Source organism: Daejeonella sp. JGW-45, assembly GCF_029360805.1.
Classification (GTDB): domain Bacteria; phylum Bacteroidota; class Bacteroidia; order Sphingobacteriales; family Sphingobacteriaceae; genus Daejeonella.
This window is the reverse complement of record NZ_JARKNC010000010.1, coordinates 358,699-376,410: the sequence shown is the minus strand read 5'-3', so window position 1 is coordinate 376,410 and position 17,712 is coordinate 358,699. Positions and strand designations below refer to the sequence as shown.

13 protein-coding genes are annotated in these 17,712 nt (G+C 47.1%); 11 read left to right on the top strand and 2 right to left on the bottom strand.

Annotated features, from left to right (window positions below; all coding sequences use genetic code 11):
• The first annotated feature begins 45 nt into the window (after positions 1-45).
• On the top strand, positions 46-1,017 hold the full coding sequence (locus tag P2W76_RS15225) for a methyltransferase domain-containing protein (protein ID WP_276348756.1): 972 nt from the start codon (positions 46-48) through the stop codon (positions 1,015-1,017).
• A gap of 3 nt (positions 1,018-1,020) precedes the next feature.
• Here P2W76_RS15225 and P2W76_RS15220 read toward each other — a convergent pair whose 3' ends face one another.
• Complete coding sequence (locus tag P2W76_RS15220) at positions 1,021-1,905, bottom strand: hypothetical protein (RefSeq protein ID WP_276348755.1); 885 nt, start codon at positions 1,903-1,905, stop codon at positions 1,021-1,023.
• A gap of 215 nt (positions 1,906-2,120) precedes the next feature.
• On the opposite strand from P2W76_RS15220, the gene P2W76_RS15215 reads away from it, so the two are divergent.
• Positions 2,121-3,509 (top strand): hypothetical protein, encoded by a 1,389-nt coding sequence (locus P2W76_RS15215; RefSeq protein WP_276348754.1) that lies wholly within the window; start codon positions 2,121-2,123, stop codon positions 3,507-3,509.
• Here the strand turns inward: P2W76_RS15215 and P2W76_RS15210 are convergent.
• Positions 3,490-4,146, bottom strand: coding sequence for a methyltransferase domain-containing protein (locus tag P2W76_RS15210; protein ID WP_276348753.1), 657 nt, complete (start codon positions 4,144-4,146; stop codon positions 3,490-3,492). The genes P2W76_RS15215 and P2W76_RS15210 overlap by 20 nt on opposite strands.
• Before the next feature lie 221 nt (positions 4,147-4,367).
• Between P2W76_RS15210 and P2W76_RS15205 the strand changes: the two genes are divergently transcribed.
• The 9 genes from P2W76_RS15205 to P2W76_RS15165 all read left to right on the top strand — a co-directional run bounded on the left by P2W76_RS15205 (position 4,368) and on the right by P2W76_RS15165 (position 17,556).
• Positions 4,368-5,504, top strand: coding sequence for a glycosyltransferase family 1 protein (locus P2W76_RS15205; RefSeq protein ID WP_276348752.1), 1,137 nt, complete (start codon positions 4,368-4,370; stop codon positions 5,502-5,504).
• Between the two features lie 74 nt (positions 5,505-5,578).
• The gene (locus P2W76_RS15200; RefSeq protein WP_276348751.1) at positions 5,579-6,274 is read left to right on the top strand and encodes an acyltransferase; all 696 of its coding nucleotides are present in this window, start codon (positions 5,579-5,581) and stop codon (positions 6,272-6,274) included.
• A gap of 171 nt (positions 6,275-6,445) precedes the next feature.
• Positions 6,446-8,353 carry an asparagine synthase (glutamine-hydrolyzing) gene (gene asnB, locus P2W76_RS15195; RefSeq protein WP_276348750.1) on the top strand — a complete coding sequence of 636 codons (1,908 nt, stop codon included), beginning with the start codon at positions 6,446-6,448 and terminating at the stop codon, positions 8,351-8,353.
• Positions 8,350-9,498, top strand: a complete 1,149-nt coding sequence (locus P2W76_RS15190; RefSeq protein WP_276348749.1) for a glycosyltransferase family 4 protein — start codon at positions 8,350-8,352, stop codon at positions 9,496-9,498. The genes asnB and P2W76_RS15190 overlap by 4 nt, the downstream gene beginning before the upstream one ends.
• A 390-nt stretch (positions 9,499-9,888) precedes the next feature.
• A complete protein-coding gene (locus P2W76_RS15185) occupies positions 9,889-10,998 on the top strand; it encodes a DUF1972 domain-containing protein (protein WP_276348748.1) in 1,110 nt (369 codons plus the stop codon).
• On the top strand, positions 10,995-12,401 hold the full coding sequence (locus P2W76_RS15180) for an undecaprenyl-phosphate glucose phosphotransferase (RefSeq protein WP_276348747.1): 1,407 nt from the start codon (positions 10,995-10,997) through the stop codon (positions 12,399-12,401). Before P2W76_RS15185 ends, P2W76_RS15180 begins: the two co-directional genes overlap by 4 nt.
• Positions 12,391-14,052 (top strand): capsule assembly Wzi family protein, encoded by a 1,662-nt coding sequence (locus P2W76_RS15175; protein WP_276348746.1) that lies wholly within the window; start codon positions 12,391-12,393, stop codon positions 14,050-14,052. The genes P2W76_RS15180 and P2W76_RS15175 overlap by 11 nt, the downstream gene beginning before the upstream one ends.
• A gap of 123 nt (positions 14,053-14,175) precedes the next feature.
• The gene (locus tag P2W76_RS15170; RefSeq protein ID WP_276348745.1) at positions 14,176-16,506 is read left to right on the top strand and encodes an SLBB domain-containing protein; all 2,331 of its coding nucleotides are present in this window, start codon (positions 14,176-14,178) and stop codon (positions 16,504-16,506) included.
• Positions 16,507-17,556, top strand: coding sequence for a hypothetical protein (locus tag P2W76_RS15165; protein ID WP_276348744.1), 1,050 nt, complete (start codon positions 16,507-16,509; stop codon positions 17,554-17,556).
• Positions 17,557-17,712: the final 156 nt, after the last annotated feature.

Here is a 17,712-nt window from a genome sequence, read left to right as displayed (position 1 = left end):
AACCTTTTCAACAGGCGTATCTTAAATCACCCTTATAAGTTTACAATGAATCTTTCCTCCTTAGAGCAAATCATAGTTTGCCCATGCTGCAAAAACAAGCTGACAAAAGATGGAGGCCATTATAAATGCACAAGTGAAGGATGTAATTCTACTTATCCCGTATTTAACGGGATACCGATCCTGATAAATCCTCACAATGATCTTTTCGAACAGAAGGATTTTGAAACCGAGGGAGATATATTTTTTAAGACTTACTCTAACCCCGGGATACGCTTTCTGAAACGCATTCAGCCTGACATTACTTATAATAATGTCAGCGAGAGAAACTACGCAGATATTGCTTCCCTGCTAAAGGGAGAAAAGCCTATCCGTATCCTGGTACTGGGCGGCAGTGTTGATGGCGTTGGTATTACACATTTGAAGAACATTCTCAAGGAAGAGGACCTCCTCGTAGAAACCGATGTTTCATACGGCCCCAATACGACCGTAATATGTGACGCTCATGAAATTCCGTTTGCTGATGAGAGCTTCGACCTGGTGATAGCCCAGGCTGTACTGGAGCACGTGTTAGACCCCTTCTTATGCGTCCGCGAGATGAACCGTGTTCTTAAGGAAAATGGCCTCATCTACGCCGAAACTCCTTTCATGCAGCAGGTACACGGGGGAAAGTATGATTTTATGAGATTTACCCATCTCGGTCACCGGCGCATGTTCCGTAACTTCAATGAAATTAACAGCGGCGTGATTGCCGGAGCGGGATCTGCTTTGGTATGGTCGTTAAAATATTTCCTAACCAGCTTCGCAAATAGCAAGAAAGTAGATCGTGTTTTAAGCTATGGGGGAACCTTCCTGTTCTTCTGGGTGAAATACTTTGATCTTATCCTGAATAAAACCAGGGGCAGTATTGATGCGGCCAGCGGATTTTATTTCTTGGGCAGAAAGGAGAAAGGCTACCTGTTGAGTGATAAGGAGCTGCTTGCCTCCTATCGGGGTTTCAGGTATTCGGCAGAAGAGTGATATTTACTTTTTAATTTTCAGAAGAAGAGGGTGCAGAATGTTAAAAACCTTTACAGGCAGCACCAGTTTTAATATCAGGATCCAATTATGTTTCTGGTAGACAACCTGGAAATCCCGGGCTATATAATTGTCGAATCCGCGGTTAATCATTTCCTGATGAAAGGGGATGTGCTCACAAATAGCTTCCCGCTGATTTAAAGGATTCAAGACAGTTCGGTATCGCAGGCCCTTAATTGCCTGATAATTGTATACACCCACCCCGCCAAAAGCAGAAATAACCTTATAAAGGGGTGATTTTCTAACATTTTTATTAATGGATTTAAATGTTCTTGCCAGGGAGTCAGGCGAATGGCTGAATTCATCCAGCAAAGGGTATTCCCACACAGCGAACGTGTCATAATAAATTTCCGATAAGCCAAAAAGGGTTTTCTTTATACTTACCCCATTTGAAAAAATTGCCCCGGTCTTATTATCAAAAGAGTTCACTACATTAAGTAAACCGCTTAAAGAAATTTCTACCACATCGATATCGATCACGATCACCAGGTCGATCGGGTGGTCGACCTCGCTGATATAATCCAGGTAAATATTCCTGTAGGCAACCATCTTATCAATTCGCTGGTAACACGTCCAGGGGTCTGCTATCAGGTCACTTTTATCCGGAATTGTCTTTGTCCCGAAATCGTTGGAAACAATAGTAACGTTAGTCGAATTTGCCTTCCAATGATCTAGCAAACCCTTGGTTCCGTCTTTACTATCGTTCTCAACAACCACAACCTGCGACCATAAGAACCGGCTCCTCAGATCCTCGATCACCGGGATATTATTCCTCAAAGAATCTTCGCAATCCCTCGCAAGAGCCGCAATTATTATATTCTTATCTATCATCCGACCCTGATTTGTAATTCCCTGCAATTAAGGGCCTTCTGTAAGTTCACCGGGAAAAATTCGCACAGGAAATGTTTTATTGGGAAGGTTGTATAAATTGCATTCATATATCCCTGCAAAAATAGAAGAATAATTACCTTTGAGAAGCATATGCATTATTTACCCCCAGTCCCTTTCCTACTCCACCGTGCAGGGATCATTTATGATGTACCGGTATGTTGATCTTTCCGCTGCTTTATATTTCTGCTTTCCTGTCTGCATTAAAAGATATTTTCAATAAAAACCCGCAGGGAGGGTTCATCTTCCTGATCTTTGGATTATCAATTTATAATACCACATTATCAATCCTGTACCAGGCGGGCTACCGGTCGTTTATATTCCTGTTTCAGCCCTTTAAGGAGATCATCATTCTGGCCATGCTCGGTACGATGGTCTGGCATCTGAAGGAAAGGATCCGGCCTCATGTGATCGACTACGCGGTGGTGGCATACCTGGTCTATACCGGGTTGTATGTTCTGCTTCCGATCGGTGAATTTGGATTCTCCGCACGCCTTCTTGCTTTCAAAAGCACCTCTTTTTTCGCGCTTATCTATTGTGCAGGCCGGCTTATAGACATCCGGACCTTAGAAATAAAGAAATACTTTCATTTTATTCTCGTTCTGGCTATTGCGGCAGCGATCCTCGTACTCTACGAAAGCGTTATCGATACACACTTTCAATCGCTGACCGGCTATTCAGACTATATCTACGACTTCTTTGGCCAGGAGCCCGAGGGAAACTATGGCCTCACGTGGACCTTTGAACGCGCGGAAAGCGGACTTAAGCGCTTTGCAAGTTTTTTCTCCGATCCTTTGGAGCATGCTTCCGCAGCCCTGCTTTCTATCTCTGTGATCGCGGGATTATTTACACAGAAAAATAACCTGTTCAACCCGAGTAAGCTGGGAATGCTTGCTATTATGGCTTCACTTACGTCGGTAATGTTCTCCATCTCGCGTTCATCCATGGCAAGCTATTTCCTGGTGATCTATGTTTATGCTTTTATCACCGATAAAAAATACATCCTGCACGGATGCCATATACTTATTGCCGCCGGCTTTATCTATTTGGGATATGTCGTAGCTGATAAAGGCCTGTACGAATATATCCTGTCAACGCTGACTCTACAGGATGCATCGGGACTGGGCCACGTGGTGGCATGGTTAGCTGGGTTGGAAGCAATGGTAAGCAACCCGCTGGGACTTGGCCTCGGAGCTTCAGGAAGAGTCTCAGGCAGCCTCGGCACCAGTATCGGCGGAGAGAACCAGTTTATTATTTTGGGTGTCCAGATAGGCATAATTGGCGTCATGCTGTATATTTTCATCCATCTGACGACAATAATATATGCCTATAAGTGGTTCCCTCATCTTGAAGGTAAGGAGCGGATGGTAGCGCTGACCGTATTCCTGCTAAAGATCGGGATCTCTCTGCCTTTGTTCACCGCAAACTTAGACTCATACTCCTACATCACTTATATCAATTGGTTCCTGACCGGCGTGCTTGTCAATATGATCATGCATAAGCAACCGCCGGGCGACGATGCCCCTGTTAGAAATTATGAGCCGTAAATGATTTTACCAGCCCCATGAACATTTCCTTATACATCCGGCTTTGAGGAAAAAGGCGCTTAAACTCCGAATAAGATATCAGCCGGATCTCATCAACATACTGCCGGGCATCCTGGTGACTCCATTTTTTCAGCCTGCTGAGTTTGGTTTTAGTCAGTATGCCATACTTCGATGATGCCGGTAACAGATCAAAAAAGGGAAGCACATAGTGAGGCTCTACTGGAAAGTACTTGTTCGGCGTCTGGATAAAGTGATATTTCCCGACACGCTGAACCTCGCGGGCCATGAGCATTTGATTCTCAAAAGTATAGAGGTGTTCGATCACCGAATTTGAAAAAGCGACATCGTACTCCTTATCGCCTATCGCACCAAGATCAGTAGCATCACCCGCTAAACTGCTGAAATTTGAACAGCCGGTCTTCGCTTTTTCAAGATTTAGGATAGTGATCTGGTAATCCGGATCCTCTCCGAAGCCCCGGTTGGTCCAGAACGACTCAAGTCCGCCGATATCCAGGATCCGTACAGGCTTGGGTAACCTGTCTAGTTTTTCTTTCAAAAAACCGAATCTCCTGTTTCTGAACCTGTTGCCCCAGGATTGCGGCTTATCGGAAGAATCAAATATATCGTTTATAGACATTGGAGGTCCGCTATTGAGGCAAATACTAAAGCCGCAAAGATATAATTAATCAATAGTGTCCGGGAAAAAGATTTGTTTTTCAGATGACAACACTATGGCTGGAATTCCCCATTCCCAAAAAAGCTCTGTCATCCGATAGCTATCGGATCCAGCGAAAGCCTGCAGCGATAATTAATCTATAATCCCCGTCGCCGGTTCGGCATTTATTATATTTGCATGCTATGGCAAACAAACTGGTAGTCGGTATAGACATAAGGGATCTAAGGGTGGCGAAAACCGGCGCCAGGACTTACCTGGAAGAAATACTCAGGGAGTTTAAAAATAATGATCACGGCTGCGAAATAAAGTTCTTCGACTCTCCCTTCCCCGTGTACGGGGGCAGGAATAAAGTTCTGAAACTAGCAGAGCATGTTCGCTTTTTTTTTTGGAAACAGGCAGTATTGCCTGTAAAGGCTTACCTTAATAACTGTGACGTTCTTTTCTGCCCGGATTATTTTGTTCCATATATACACCTGGGCTATCAGCCTATACCGCTGTTCCACGATGCCTTCTTTTACGAATATCCTGAACAAGTTAACCCCCTGTGGCTAAAAATGTTCCGTACTCTCGGGGTAAGCGCAGCAAAAAGGGCGCCTTACCTGGTGACCATATCCGAATACTCCAAAACCAGGCTTGCCCATTTCACCGGCATCCAGCCGCAGAAAATCATTTCTATATACAACGGCGTTAAAAAGTCTCCGGCCAGACCCCCTGATGAGCCTGGCCCCGTCATCACCACACCTACTTCTAAATTTATTTTACATGTCGGGGTGCTTGAAAAAAGAAAAAACCTGGTAAAGCTCGTCGAGGCTGTTAAGGCTTTGCACCAGGCCGGGCATACCGGGTATTCCCTGGTAATCGTCGGGCAATCAAGCTCAAAAGATGAGCTCGACGGGTCTGCAGAATTAAAGGCCGCCATTAAGAGGGAAAACCTGGAGGATTTCGTTATGATGTATGGATATGCGAGCGATGAGGAACTGTCGCAGCTTTACAGGACTGCTTCCCTGTATGTATTTCCTTCACTGAACGAAGGCTTCGGCCTCCCGGTGCTCGAAGCATTTCATTACAAGCTGCCTGTACTCGTGGCCGGCAATACTTGCCTGCCGGAAATCGGCGGTGATGCCGTACTGTGCTTCGACCCCTTTGACAGCCATGACATCTGCGACAAGATCAGGAAGGTAGTTGAAGATCCCGGCCTTGCTGAAGCACTGGTAAAAAAAGGTACTGAGCGCCTGAAAATGTTTTCCTGGCAAAAAAATGCTGAAGAGCTGGTAAAAGTATTTCATCTTGCTGCCGGCAAGGGAAGTTTCCGCCGCTAGCATACAGTTCCTGCGCTTTCCTGTGCAGAAATATCTTCGCACAATAAAAAAATATCATAGTTTTGAAATAATCTATGAGGTCTGACACTTCCTTTTTACACAGTTATAAATTTATCGTTGACCGCTTTCCCGGTGAATGGAAAAGCCGGGACATCCTGGCAACACTTTACCGCCTTTCTTTCTTTTACCTGCGCGGTATGTTTCAGCGGTTATTCTTTAAAAGATCCAGCGGCTGGGTACTGGTCGGCAAAGGCGCATCCATCCGTTACGCCCGGCATCTGAGCGCCGGCAGGGATTTTATCGTCGAAGACTACGCCGAGGTAAACTGCATGACCTACCGCGGCATCGTTGTGGGCGACCGCGTAACCATAGGAAAACATGCCATAATAAGGCCTACAAATATTTACGGGTCGGCGATCGGCGAGGGCCTGAAAATAGGGAACAACTCCAGCATCGGCCCTTATTCATATATTGGATGCTCGGGATATATAGAAATTGGCGACAATGTAATGATGTCTCCCAGGGTAAGTATTTATGCAGAGAATCATTTGTTTGACGATCCCAACCTCAGCATCAAGGAACAGGGTGTCAAAAGAGAGTTCGTTAAGATAGAAGACGACTGCTGGATCGCAGCTAATACAATAATCCTCGCCGGCGTAACTATAGGACGAGGATCAGTGATCGCTGCGGGAAGCGTGGTAACTAAGGATGTTCCGCCCTATAGTATTGTGGGTGGGGTTCCGGCAAAAGTGATAAAGAGTAGGAAATAGGGAGACGAGATGCGAGAAACGAGATGCGAGAAACGAGAGGCGGGAAGCGAAAAGTGGGAAATGGGAAATGGGAAATGGGAAATGGGAAACGATATATGTAAGGGAAAGCATTTGCGGTCAGGTCCTTGTTCTTTGCTCCTTACTCCCTGTAATTTCATAATTTAACTCACCATGTGCGGCCTGATCGGTGTCATTTCAAAAAAAGAGCAGCTGAATTTCGAAGCAAGTTACCTTGATCCGCTGAAATACGCTTTAGACCGGATGGAATACCGTGGCCCGGATAACCGGGGTGTATGGTGTGAAAACGGGATATGCCTGGGTCACAGGCGGCTGTCAATAATTGATCTGTCGCCCGACGGGAACCAGCCCTTCAAGTCTGCGGACGAGCGGTATGTTATTGTTTTCAATGGAGAGATCTACAACTTTGAAGAGTTAAGATCGGACCTCGTCAGACTTGGCCATGTATTCAGGACAGAGAGCGATACTGAAGTTATCATAGCCGCTTACTGTGAATATGGCAGCGATTTTTGCAACAGGCTAAGAGGCATGTTCGCCGTGGTTATATTCGACCGGAAAGAAAACCTGATCGTATTTAGCCGTGACAGACTGGGTAAAAAGCCGCTGTTCATTTTTGAAAATGACGAGGTGATAATCTTCTCATCCGAGATTAAATTTTTTCACGCATTTAATATTCCCCTGGAGATCAATGAGGAAAGTGTCCTCAATTTTCTCTCGCTTCAGTACATTCCCGGACCTGCAACGATCTATCATCAGATACGGCAGCTGCAGCCCGCGGAACTGTTAATTCACGACCTTAACAGCAAAAAAAGCACAAGCAGCCTTTACTGGAATATGCTCGATCATGTTGGCAGGGACCAAAGAATGCCTGAAATTGAGGAGATAGACGAGCTGCTTACACAAAGTATCAAATACCGGCTTGTTGCAAACGTTGATATCGGCCTGCTGTTAAGCGGGGGGATAGACTCGTCCCTGCTGGCTGCATACATGCACGAGGTAGCGGGGAAACAGGTAAAAGCTTTCAATGTCGGTTTTTCAGACAGATCCCTGGATGAGTCGGCCTACGCGAAACAGGTTGCTGAATCACTGGGGCTTGACCTGGTCACTTTAAACGTAGAGGAAATAAGTCCGGACAACTTCATCGAATCAGTTTACCATGCCGACCAGCCCCTCGGCGACTCGGCTATCATTCCGACCTACCTGATCGCCAAATCCATTAAGCAGCATGTTAAGGTTGTCCTGTCGGGAGAGGGAGCAGACGAGCTGTTCCATGGTTACGACCACTATAATTATGAAAAATACTACTACGGGCTGGGAAAGATATCCTTCGAAAGCGCCGGGCGCCTGCTTGATATGGTACCGGAAGCCGGGATAAATAAGCTCGAAAAAGTTAAGAAAAAGCTCCGGAGCATCAACTCCTTTGAGAGAGATACCGGCGTATCCAGGTGGACCTCCATTTTAAGTCCCGCACTGAGCAGGGACTTTATGCACAGGGCCAAAAGGCCGGCGGAATCATACGAGCAGCAATTTCATAGATACCTTACCGGGTTCCGCAAAAACGCGGGAAAATTAGAGTCCAGCCTGATGCTGGACCTGCTTACCTGGCTTCCTGACGATTTGCTTGTAAAAACCGACAGGATGATGATGGCCTGCAGTGTTGAAGCAAGAACCCCATTTCTTGACCATAAACTGGTAGAGAAAGTGCTGATGTCATCCGGAAGTTTTAACAAGCACCTGTTTCAATCTAAAAATTATCTTCGTCAGCTCTTAAAAAGGAAATTACCCGCCTCAGTTTCAGAGACGATAGCGGGACGTCCCAAACAGGGGTTTGAAACGCCTAAAGTAAAATGGCTCAATACTAACCTGTCGGAATTATCCTCGCTCCTTTTCTCAGAGGAGAATCTCCGGCAGAATCCCTGCCTTGATAATATAAAAGTGGCTGGACTATGGCACGATTTCAGGAAACAGAAACCCGGGGTGAACAACCGGCTTATATGGAACATTTTCTGTTTCCTGGAATGGTACAGGCAGCATAACAATCATTTTGGCCTGAAACCATGAGCAAACGTATCCTATTGATCGGTCACAGTGCTGATATGTACGGTGCCAGCCGTTCCCTTAGTAAGTTAGTCCGGATACTGGACAAAGATCACCTGGTATACGTAATGCTGCCCGCTGAGGGCTTGCTTTACGATGTATTAAAGGGGATTATCCCGCAGGGCAGGATAATATTGAACCCGGACCTGTATATCTTCACAAGAAGATCGTTCAAGCTGCGCTACCTGTTTAGCACCCTATTTCAGTTCCTGAAGAATATACGGTCGATAACGAGAATTATCCGGAAGGAGCAGATCGATATCGTCCATACCAATTCGGGAGTGATCCCCGCGGGGGCGCTCGCAGCCAGGCTTACCGGGAAAAAGCATCTGTGGCATATCAGGGAATGGTTCGGCGACTTTAAAAAGTTCTGGCCATACTATTCAAGCTACATGACAAGCCTTTCGGACAGGGTCATCTGTGTATCTGAAACAATGGCGTCCCAGTTCAGTGATAAAAAGAATGTAATTGCCATTTACAATGGATTTCCCATCCCGGAAATCGGAGATATACCGCCGGCTGTCGGGGAGCTGCAAAAAACCCTGGATGGGGCTGATCTCGTACTGGGCTGTACCTCGAGGATCAGGCTGGTCAGAAAAGGGCAGGAATACCTGATCGAAGCCATCGGGATGCTGACTGAGCAAACAGGAAAAAAGATACATCTGGTCTTAATAGGTGATTATGTGCCTGGGTATGAGTATCAGAAGGAAGTTTTGGAGGGCCTTATTAAGAAATATAAGCTTGAACAAAGGGTTCATTTTCTGGGTCACCTGAATGATCCTTTACCCTACTACTCCCTGTTTGATGCATTTGTACTGCCCTCCGGCGAACCTGAACCCTTTGGCGGTGTTGTGATGGAAGCTATGAGCATGGGCTTGCCCGTCATAGGATCAAGCTTAGGAGGTACCCCCGAGCAGGTTGAAGATGGATGGAATGGATACTTATTCGAGAATAAAAATCCAATAGACTTAGCCGCAAAGATTGAGCTTTTATTTGATGATCCTCAGAAGCTTAAGGAATTCGGAAGACGGTCAACCGAAAGAATGGAGAATTTATTTAGTTTGCAATTGCATGAGGGGAAGATTTTGGAATTGTATAAGTCTCTTTGAATTAAGATAAGCGGCCCGGCTCTTCCCCGACTGGATCGGGGATCTCTTGCAGACGCGGCGCAGCTCGCGTCCTCTGGAAATTTCGAATCAACCGGGTTCGAGCCTCCGGCGGAGCTGTAGTTTGGTTGCAGGATCTATAACAGACGACTAGTCCCCGTCGACACCAGCGGCTGGAGCCGCGTGTCATTGACGAGATCCCCGATCCAGTCGGGGAAGAGTGCACACCAAACATTCCTTTATTATGAATTATTTAAATACTTTTGTCAGCAATAAAGCTAAACCGGGCTTTCAGGATCAGCAAAACAATTGAATGCTTACTTCCCCGTACATCATCTTTCCGATATCTGCAAAGCCGCACCTGATAGTTAATAACAGATCCCTCCCAATTCAATGAAAGTAGCCATAATTGGTACAAGAGGTTATCCGTATGTATATGGCGGGTTCGAAACCTTTGTAAGGGAGCTTAGCGAGCGGCTTGTAAAACGGGATGTGGAGGTTCATGTTTACTGCCAGAGAAACCTGTTCAAAGACAGGCCTGCCATGGTAAACGGCATCCATCTTCATTACATTCCAACCTTACCGGGAAAGTCCTTAAATCAGATCGTTCATTGTTTGCTGTCACTGTTTCATGTCGCCGTTTCAGCGGCTGATATCGTCCTCGTGCTTAACCTTGCCGCCGGCCCGATGGGCTGGATCCCGAAACTCTCCGGCAAAAAAACCATGATCAATACCGATGGTATGGAGTGGCTCCGGCCAAAATGGAAAGGCCTGGGGGCAAAATATTTCTATTTCGGCGCATGGTGCGCAACAAAATTATACGATAAGATCATAACCGACGCGGATGAGATGCAAAAGGTCTATATAAAGGAGTTTAATGCCCCATCCACGGTGATTGCCTACGGCGCACCGCCGTTTAATCCGGTTAGCCCGGACCTCTTAAAAGATCTCGGCCTGGAAAAGGGCGCTTATTACCTTATCATCGGAAGACTTGTACCCGACAATAATGCCGACCTGCTGATCCGGGGCTTCCTGGCTTCCTCATCGGCCCGGAAACTCGTAATTGTCGGCGATGTACCTTACCAGGATAGTTATGCGCAAAATCTGAAGAACCTCGGCAGCGAGCGACTCATATTTACGGGGTACGTCAGGGACCAGACAGTCCTGATGTCGCTATACCAGCACTGCTTCATATATTTGCACGGCCACCAGTTCGGCGGCACAAACCCGGCAATGTTGAAGGCGATGTCAAATCAATGTGCTATACTTGCACTTGACACTTCCTTTAACCGTGAAATGCTGAATGATGGAGAATTTGGGATGTTTTTCGAACAAAGCAGCGCATCCCTTGCTAAAAAGATTGACGATATAGAGGAAGCGCCCGACCAATTGAATGATCTAAGACAAAAAGTGCAGACAGGTCTGGGCCAGAAATATAACTGGGATAGTATTACCGGGCAATATATTTCTGAATTTGCCAGGTTAATGACGCCAGATAAATGAATCAGAGACATTTAAAATACAGGGTAGTCCGCTGCCTGATCGAGGTACCCGTCATCCTGGCCGCGCTCTACATCGCCTATCATTATTTTCCCCAACCGGAATTCATCTATCCCGGCAGGCCCTTCATTTCGATCGTTTTCCTGTTCTCCGTGGTTGCCTGGTATATCGCAGCGCAATTTTCAGGTGTATATGCCGATCTCAGGTCCAAGAAGTTCTCGGAAGAGATCATTTATATCCTGTTCACCGTTTTCCTGTTCGTCATCCTTTTAAGCTTCTTTCTCTTCATGTTAAGGGAGCAGCTTTATATCAGGGATAAGTTCCTGCTGCTGTATTTTACCGTTCTGACTTCGCTTGTCATTTTTAACAAGTATATATTAAGGAAACACCTTCACAAGATACTATATACCGGCAGGCTGAATGATAATATCCTGCTCATCGGGGCAACACAGGCCGCGAAGGATTTCTATGATACGATCAATATCCACTTCTACTACGGTTATAAATGTATTGGCTTCCTTGATAACGAGGTAACCAAGCTGAATGGCTGCCCTTACCTTGGTGAAATAAACGACATTAATAAGGTGCTGGAAGAGAATACAGTAGACGAGGTAATTATTGCCCTTCCTAATTCAAAGCACCAGGAGCTGCGGCTATGTATGGAAGCCTGCGACCTGTACGGGCGAAGGGTACGTATCATTCCCGATCTGTATACCTATGCCTCCAGTAATATCCAGATCAATAATATTGGCATGCTGCCGGTTATCAACCTGCGTTCGCTTCCCCAGGACCGTGAAGCGAACAAGATCATTAAGCGGGGCTTCGATATTATATTTTCGGCATGCTTTTTTCTTTTAGCAGGCTGGTGGCTGTTCCCGCTTATTGCGCTGCTTATCAAGATGAGCTCCAAAGGCCCTGTTTTCTTTAAACAGGAACGCTGGGGCCTTAACAATAAGCTTATCGTTTGCTATAAGTTCAGAAGCATGTACCACGACAGTCCTGAAACAGACACTAATGGTAAATTTATACAAGCATCTCCAAACGATACACGGGTTACACCGATCGGCAAATTTCTCAGAAAATGGAATTTCGACGAAACACCGCAGTTCTGGAACGTATTACTGGGAAATATGTCGGTTGTAGGGCCAAGGCCGCACGTGACGCCCCTGAATCTTTCCTCCATGCATAAGGTGGACCGGTATATGCTGCGCCACCTTGTCAAGCCGGGAATTACAGGCTGGGCACAGGTTAACGGCGCCCGGGGCGAAACGCTCACCGCGAACGACATGCAGAAACGAGTCAATCATGATCTATATTATATACATAACTGGACATTTCGCCTGGATTGCCAGATAATCCTTCAAACAGTTATTAATATTATCAAAGGAAATCCGAATGCTTATTAAGAACAACTGTAAACTACTTATACTTTGCGTTTGTACCGGACTATTTCAACTTTTAAGCTCCGCATCCCAGGCCCAGGTGGTGTGGGAAGATCCGAAGAACTCAATTCACCAATTTTTAAGCAGGCAGGCTCAAAAGGGCAATATTGAGATCACCGATTTTATCCTTCCGCTAAGCCGCAAGGAAATAGCCCGGGACCTTACTATCCTGAACGACTCCCTTCACCGGCTGTCTGTGACCGAGCAAAAGGAACTTCAGTTTTACCTGAAAGAATACGCCGAGTTTAACGGGCAGTTAGTTGACTCTACCACCTTTCTGAAAAAAGACCAGTCCGGGCGCCTGAGGTTCCTGGCTGTGGACAATCCCGATTTCCTGGTCAGGGGTGACCCAATTATCGGTCTTGAAACCATCCAGGGCAAAGACAAGAGCATACTGAAAAATAGGGCGGGCATCAGGTTCTGGGGCCATGTAGGGAAACGATTCTCTTTCCAGGCATCCTTTTCCGATATCACTGAGTCAGGAAGCGGGATAGATACAATACGCCAGTTCAGTAACGAGACAGGGATCGTAAGAACAGCCAACGTAAAAGCAAATGCCAAAACGCTTAATTATACTGACCTCAGGGGAAGTGTGGCCTATAACTGGGGGAATGGAGCAGTAACCCTCGGCAATGACCAGCTGCTATTGGGATATGGTGAAAATGGCCGGATCATTCTCTCCGATAAGTCCCCTGCTTACCCCTTTATACGCCTCGACTACCAGCCTTTAAAGTGGTTCCGCTTTCATTATGCACATTCCTGGCTGCAGTCCGCAATTATCGACTCCGCTGCAACTTATCCGAAAGGCAATACCATATATGGCGATCAGCGCGAAATTTATATCCCGAAGTTCATGGCCACCCACAGCTTTAATTTCTTTCCCGTTAAGGGCCTGGCACTGAGCATAGGTGAATCAATGATCTACAGCGACGAACTGGATGTAGGTTATCTTATTCCCGTTATGTTCTTCAAAGCGTACGACCAGTATGCCAGCAGGTATAAAATAAACTCCGGGTCCAACGGGCAGTTCTTTTTACAGGCAAGCTCACGCAACCATATTCCGCGCACGCATCTTTATGGCAGTCTTTTTATCGACGAGATCCGTTTGTCGGAGGTCTTTAACAAGGCGAAGAGCCGCAACCAGGTCGGGTTTAACCTCGGTGCATCGGTTACGGATGTTTTCGTCCCCTACCTGACCCTCGGACTGGAATATACCCGGCTAAATCCTTTTGTTTACCAGAACCTGATCCCGGCACAGAATTATACAAATCAAACCTATACGCTTGGCGACTGGATAGGCCAGAACGCCGACCGGCTGACTGCCTGGATACGTTACAATCCCGCACCGCGTTTAAGCACAGGCATACAGCTTAATTACACACGGAAAGGCAAAGACGGAAGCCTGGAAGACCAATATTATGCCGAACCCCAGCCCGCATTCCTCGACGGCGGTGTAACTACCCAAAAGCAAATGCTTGTCGAGGTCAAATATGAAATTATCAACCAGCTGCGGGTAGCCGGATCTTACCTGAAACAAGCAGGCATAATCCGCCCGGCGCTTCAGCCGAAAGCAGTCGCCAATGAATTCAGGATCGGAGTCTCATACGGGTTTTAGTGGAATGCAAGCAGAGGCTAATCTTCATCATATAAGTACAACATATCTCATCTCTCACATCTCATTTCTCATATCCTTTTAATCTTTATATTTGCATTTATCACTTATCTTAGAATAGCTTTCATGCGCATCAAATTTGTTCTATATATACTTCTGGCCGCACTGATTCTATCCGGTCAGGCTGCTTCAGCCCAAAGCTTCTCCCTGGACCAGATCCGGAATGTTAAAGTCAGCCAGCTTTCCGACGCGCAGATCATGGAAGCCTGGAAAAAAATGCAGGATATGGGTATAACCGAGCAGGACGCCTATAAGCTCATGGAGCAAAAGGGCATGGATCCCATAGAGGTCAATCTTTTTAAGCAAAGGGTAAATTTACTGGGATTAAACAAGGGCGGAAATAAAGTTTCAGCAACAGCTAAAAAAGAAGATATAGACTTTAGAAGGGATACCGTCGTCGTGGTAGAAAAACCTGCTGCAAAAGCCCCTGATAAGGTTAACCCTGAAGTCCCACTGACTATTTATGGCTCAGAGTTTTTTAACCAAACCACGATAAAATTTGATCCCGACTTTAATGTTGCCACACCAAAAGGATATGTCCTTGGCCCCGGTGACGAGCTGATTATCTTGTTGACCGGCTTAAATGAAAGTACTGTCCGGTCCAGAGTCAGCCCTGAGGGTAACCTTCAGATCCCTTATGCCGGGATTGTATACGTGAACGGGTTCACGATAGAACAGGCAACCTCGCTGATCCGGAATAAAATGGCGAGAATTTACCCCGCGCTTGGCAGCGGCCAGAGCCAGCTCACTGTCAATTTAGGGAATACGCGCAGCATTAAGGTAACGCTGGTAGGTGAAGTGAAAACCCCGGGCTCGTATACCATCTCCTCGTTATCCACTTTATTCAATGCCCTATACCTTTCGGGAGGCCCGGCGCCTAACGGTACGCTCCGTAATATCGAGATCATCCGTAATAACAAAATATACCGGACGGTCGATTTTTATACGTTCCTTCAGCAGGGCGTTCTTGAGGGGAACATCCGCCTTCAGGACCAGGATGTGATCAACTTCCCGGTCTACCGCAAGCGCGTTTCCATAAGCGGCGAAGTTAAGCGCCCGGCGATCTATGAGCTTAAAGCGGAAGAAAGGCTTTCCGACCTGATCCGCTATGCCGGCGGCTTTACCGATATCGCCTATCAAAGCATCGCCAAGGTTGACCAGGTTACCGAGCTGGAAAGAGCGGTAAAGGATGTGCCGTCCGGGATGTTTGACGACTTCCTGCCTAGGAACGGCGACCAGGTTACGATAGGTCCCATTCAAAACAGGTATGCCAACCGCGTTGTACTCGAGGGGGCGGTGAACCGGCCGGGGCCTTATGAGCTTAGCGCCGGGCTGAGTCTGTCCAGCTTACTCAAAAAAGCCGACGGCCTGAAGCCGGAAGCTTATATGGAGCGAGCATACATTAAACGGACGCTGCCGAACCTGGATAAAGAGCTGATATCTTTTAATCCGGCCGATGTGCTGAATGGCAGAACGGACATTCCCCTGTTGAGGGAGGACTCCATCGTGGTTCAGAACCGGGCTGAGTTCATAACAGATCAGTACGTTACCATCGGGGGGAATGTCAGGAACCCCGGGCCGGTGATCTACCGCAAGGGAATGAAGTTAGCAGACCTCATCGCAATCGCAGGCGGCCTGAATGAGCAGGCAGCAGGGCATCATGTTGAGGTATCCCGGATCATCAGGAACAATACAGACAGCGTGGCCAACCAGCTTGTCGAGACATTCAACGTGGATATCACTAAGGGCGGCCCGGATATCGAGCTCCAGCCCCTTGATTATATCAACATCCCGCGGCTGGTAAATTTCAAGCCCCTGGGGAATATTGCTGTTACCGGGGAGGTTATATTCCCGGGCGAATATGCCGTGCAGAAGAGGGACGAGACTGCGCTTGATTTTATACAGCGGGCAGGCGGCCTGAGCCCTTACGGCTCGCTGGAAAGCGCCCAGATCTACCGGAATAATATCCGGGTGGACCTCGACCTGACCCGGGCAGGAACTGACCCGGTGATCCGGAAGAGTATGATGCTTCTGCCAGGCGACAGTATCTTTATACCGAGAGTGATCTCCTTTGTACAAGTATCAGGCGCCGTCAATAACCCGCAGTACATCAGCTACCAGGGAAGGCGCTTTAAATATTATATTAACTCGGCAGGCGGCGCCCTGGAAGATGCAAGAATAAAAGGCGCTTATGTTCAGTATCCCAATGGCCTGAATAAACCGGTTCGTAATTTCCTGGTTTTCAGGAATTACCCTGCCGTAAAACCCGGCAGCACCATCATGGTTCCGAAAAAGAACCCGGACAACCGGTTCAGGCTCGGCTTTGCGGAGATATCAGGCATTACCTCGGCCATTACAGCGCTTGTAGGATTGATCGCTATTCTTAATTCAAAATAAATGAAGCAGGAACAATATCCTTACGAGCCTGAATTCTCTTTTAAGCAATTATTGGCCAAACGCCGCGAGGATTTCCGGATGCTTTGGAAGCACCGCTACAAATTTATCGTGCTTGGCATCATTGGCGCCGCCCTCGGGGCTTTATATGCCTGGACACGACCTATAACCTATACGTCTAAACTCACCTTTGTTGTCGAAGAAGGCGGTGCCGGCGGCGGCTCGCTGCTGTCAGGCCTGGCCGGGCAGTTCGGCTTTGACCTGGGAGGAATGTCGGGCACAGGGGGTGTACTTGCCGGCGATAACGTCCAGGAGCTGCTGCGTAGTAATAAGATGATCAAAAACACGCTGCTCACACCTTATCCTGCAGACAGTAACCTCACTCTTGCCGACAGGTATGCGGAAACATCGGAGCTGAGCAAGCCCTGGGCAGAAAAATATAATAATGGGAAGGTCATCCGTTTTCCTGCTGAGGGAAAATACAACCGGCTGCAGGACAGTTTGCTGCAGGTAATGATGAAAACCATCACCGAGTCTGAGCTTGCAGTAGGTAAAACAGATAAGAAACTAAGCTTCTTCGAGGCATCCGTGACTATGGCGGACGAGGAGGTTGCACAACTCTTCACAACCCGCCTTATCGACCAGGCAACGCGCTTCTATATCGACACTAAAACCCTGAGGCAGCGGACTAATGTCAACAGGCTCCAGGCACGCGCCGACAGCATTGAGAGATTGCTGAACCGGAAAACCTATTCCGCATCGGCAGCCAACAATGTATTGCTGGACATAAACCCGGCGTACCCGACCGCTAACGTTAACGTTGAATTAAAGGAGCGGGATAAAATGGTACTCCAGACCATCTACGCGGAGATCGTAAAAAACCTCGAGATAAGCAGGACCATGCTCATCCAGGAAACCCCCACCTTCCAGATCGTAGACGAACCGGAGCTCCCGCTTAAAAAGAACCGGACGGGGTACCTGAAATCGATGGTTTTGGGTGGTTTGCTATTGGGCTTTATTTATGCCTTGTATTTGTTGCTGGTTAGGAAGTAATCAGGACTCTTCCGTTGATCCTATCGGGTACTCACGTCTTTTTATTTTTAATGCATTGTAATGACCCGGAACGGGTCAAATGTTTATAGAACATCATTTTAGTCCGAAATCCCGACCCCGAAGGTGGTCGCATGTAATAAAGCCACACATACGACC

Bases quoted from the DNA above. Each gene is read 5' to 3' on its own strand.
- asnB (WP_276348750.1), top strand. From the start codon at position 6,446: ATGTGCGGCCTGATCGGTGTCATTTCAAAAAAAGAGCAGCTGAATTTC.
- P2W76_RS15220 (WP_276348755.1), bottom strand. From the start codon at position 1,905: ATGATAGATAAGAATATAATAATTGCGGCTCTTGCGAGGGATTGCGAA.
- P2W76_RS15175 (WP_276348746.1), top strand. From the start codon at position 12,391: ATGCTTATTAAGAACAACTGTAAACTACTTATACTTTGCGTTTGTACC.
- P2W76_RS15210 (WP_276348753.1), bottom strand. From the start codon at position 4,146: ATGTCTATAAACGATATATTTGATTCTTCCGATAAGCCGCAATCCTGG.
- P2W76_RS15190 (WP_276348749.1), top strand. From the start codon at position 8,350: ATGAGCAAACGTATCCTATTGATCGGTCACAGTGCTGATATGTACGGT.
- P2W76_RS15200 (WP_276348751.1), top strand. From the start codon at position 5,579: ATGAGGTCTGACACTTCCTTTTTACACAGTTATAAATTTATCGTTGAC.
- P2W76_RS15225 (WP_276348756.1), top strand. From the start codon at position 46: ATGAATCTTTCCTCCTTAGAGCAAATCATAGTTTGCCCATGCTGCAAA.
- P2W76_RS15170 (WP_276348745.1), top strand. From the start codon at position 14,176: ATGCGCATCAAATTTGTTCTATATATACTTCTGGCCGCACTGATTCTA.
- P2W76_RS15185 (WP_276348748.1), top strand. From the start codon at position 9,889: ATGAAAGTAGCCATAATTGGTACAAGAGGTTATCCGTATGTATATGGC.
- P2W76_RS15215 (WP_276348754.1), top strand. From the start codon at position 2,121: ATGTTGATCTTTCCGCTGCTTTATATTTCTGCTTTCCTGTCTGCATTA.
- P2W76_RS15165 (WP_276348744.1), top strand. From the start codon at position 16,507: ATGAAGCAGGAACAATATCCTTACGAGCCTGAATTCTCTTTTAAGCAA.
- P2W76_RS15180 (WP_276348747.1), top strand. From the start codon at position 10,995: ATGAATCAGAGACATTTAAAATACAGGGTAGTCCGCTGCCTGATCGAG.
- P2W76_RS15205 (WP_276348752.1), top strand. From the start codon at position 4,368: ATGGCAAACAAACTGGTAGTCGGTATAGACATAAGGGATCTAAGGGTG.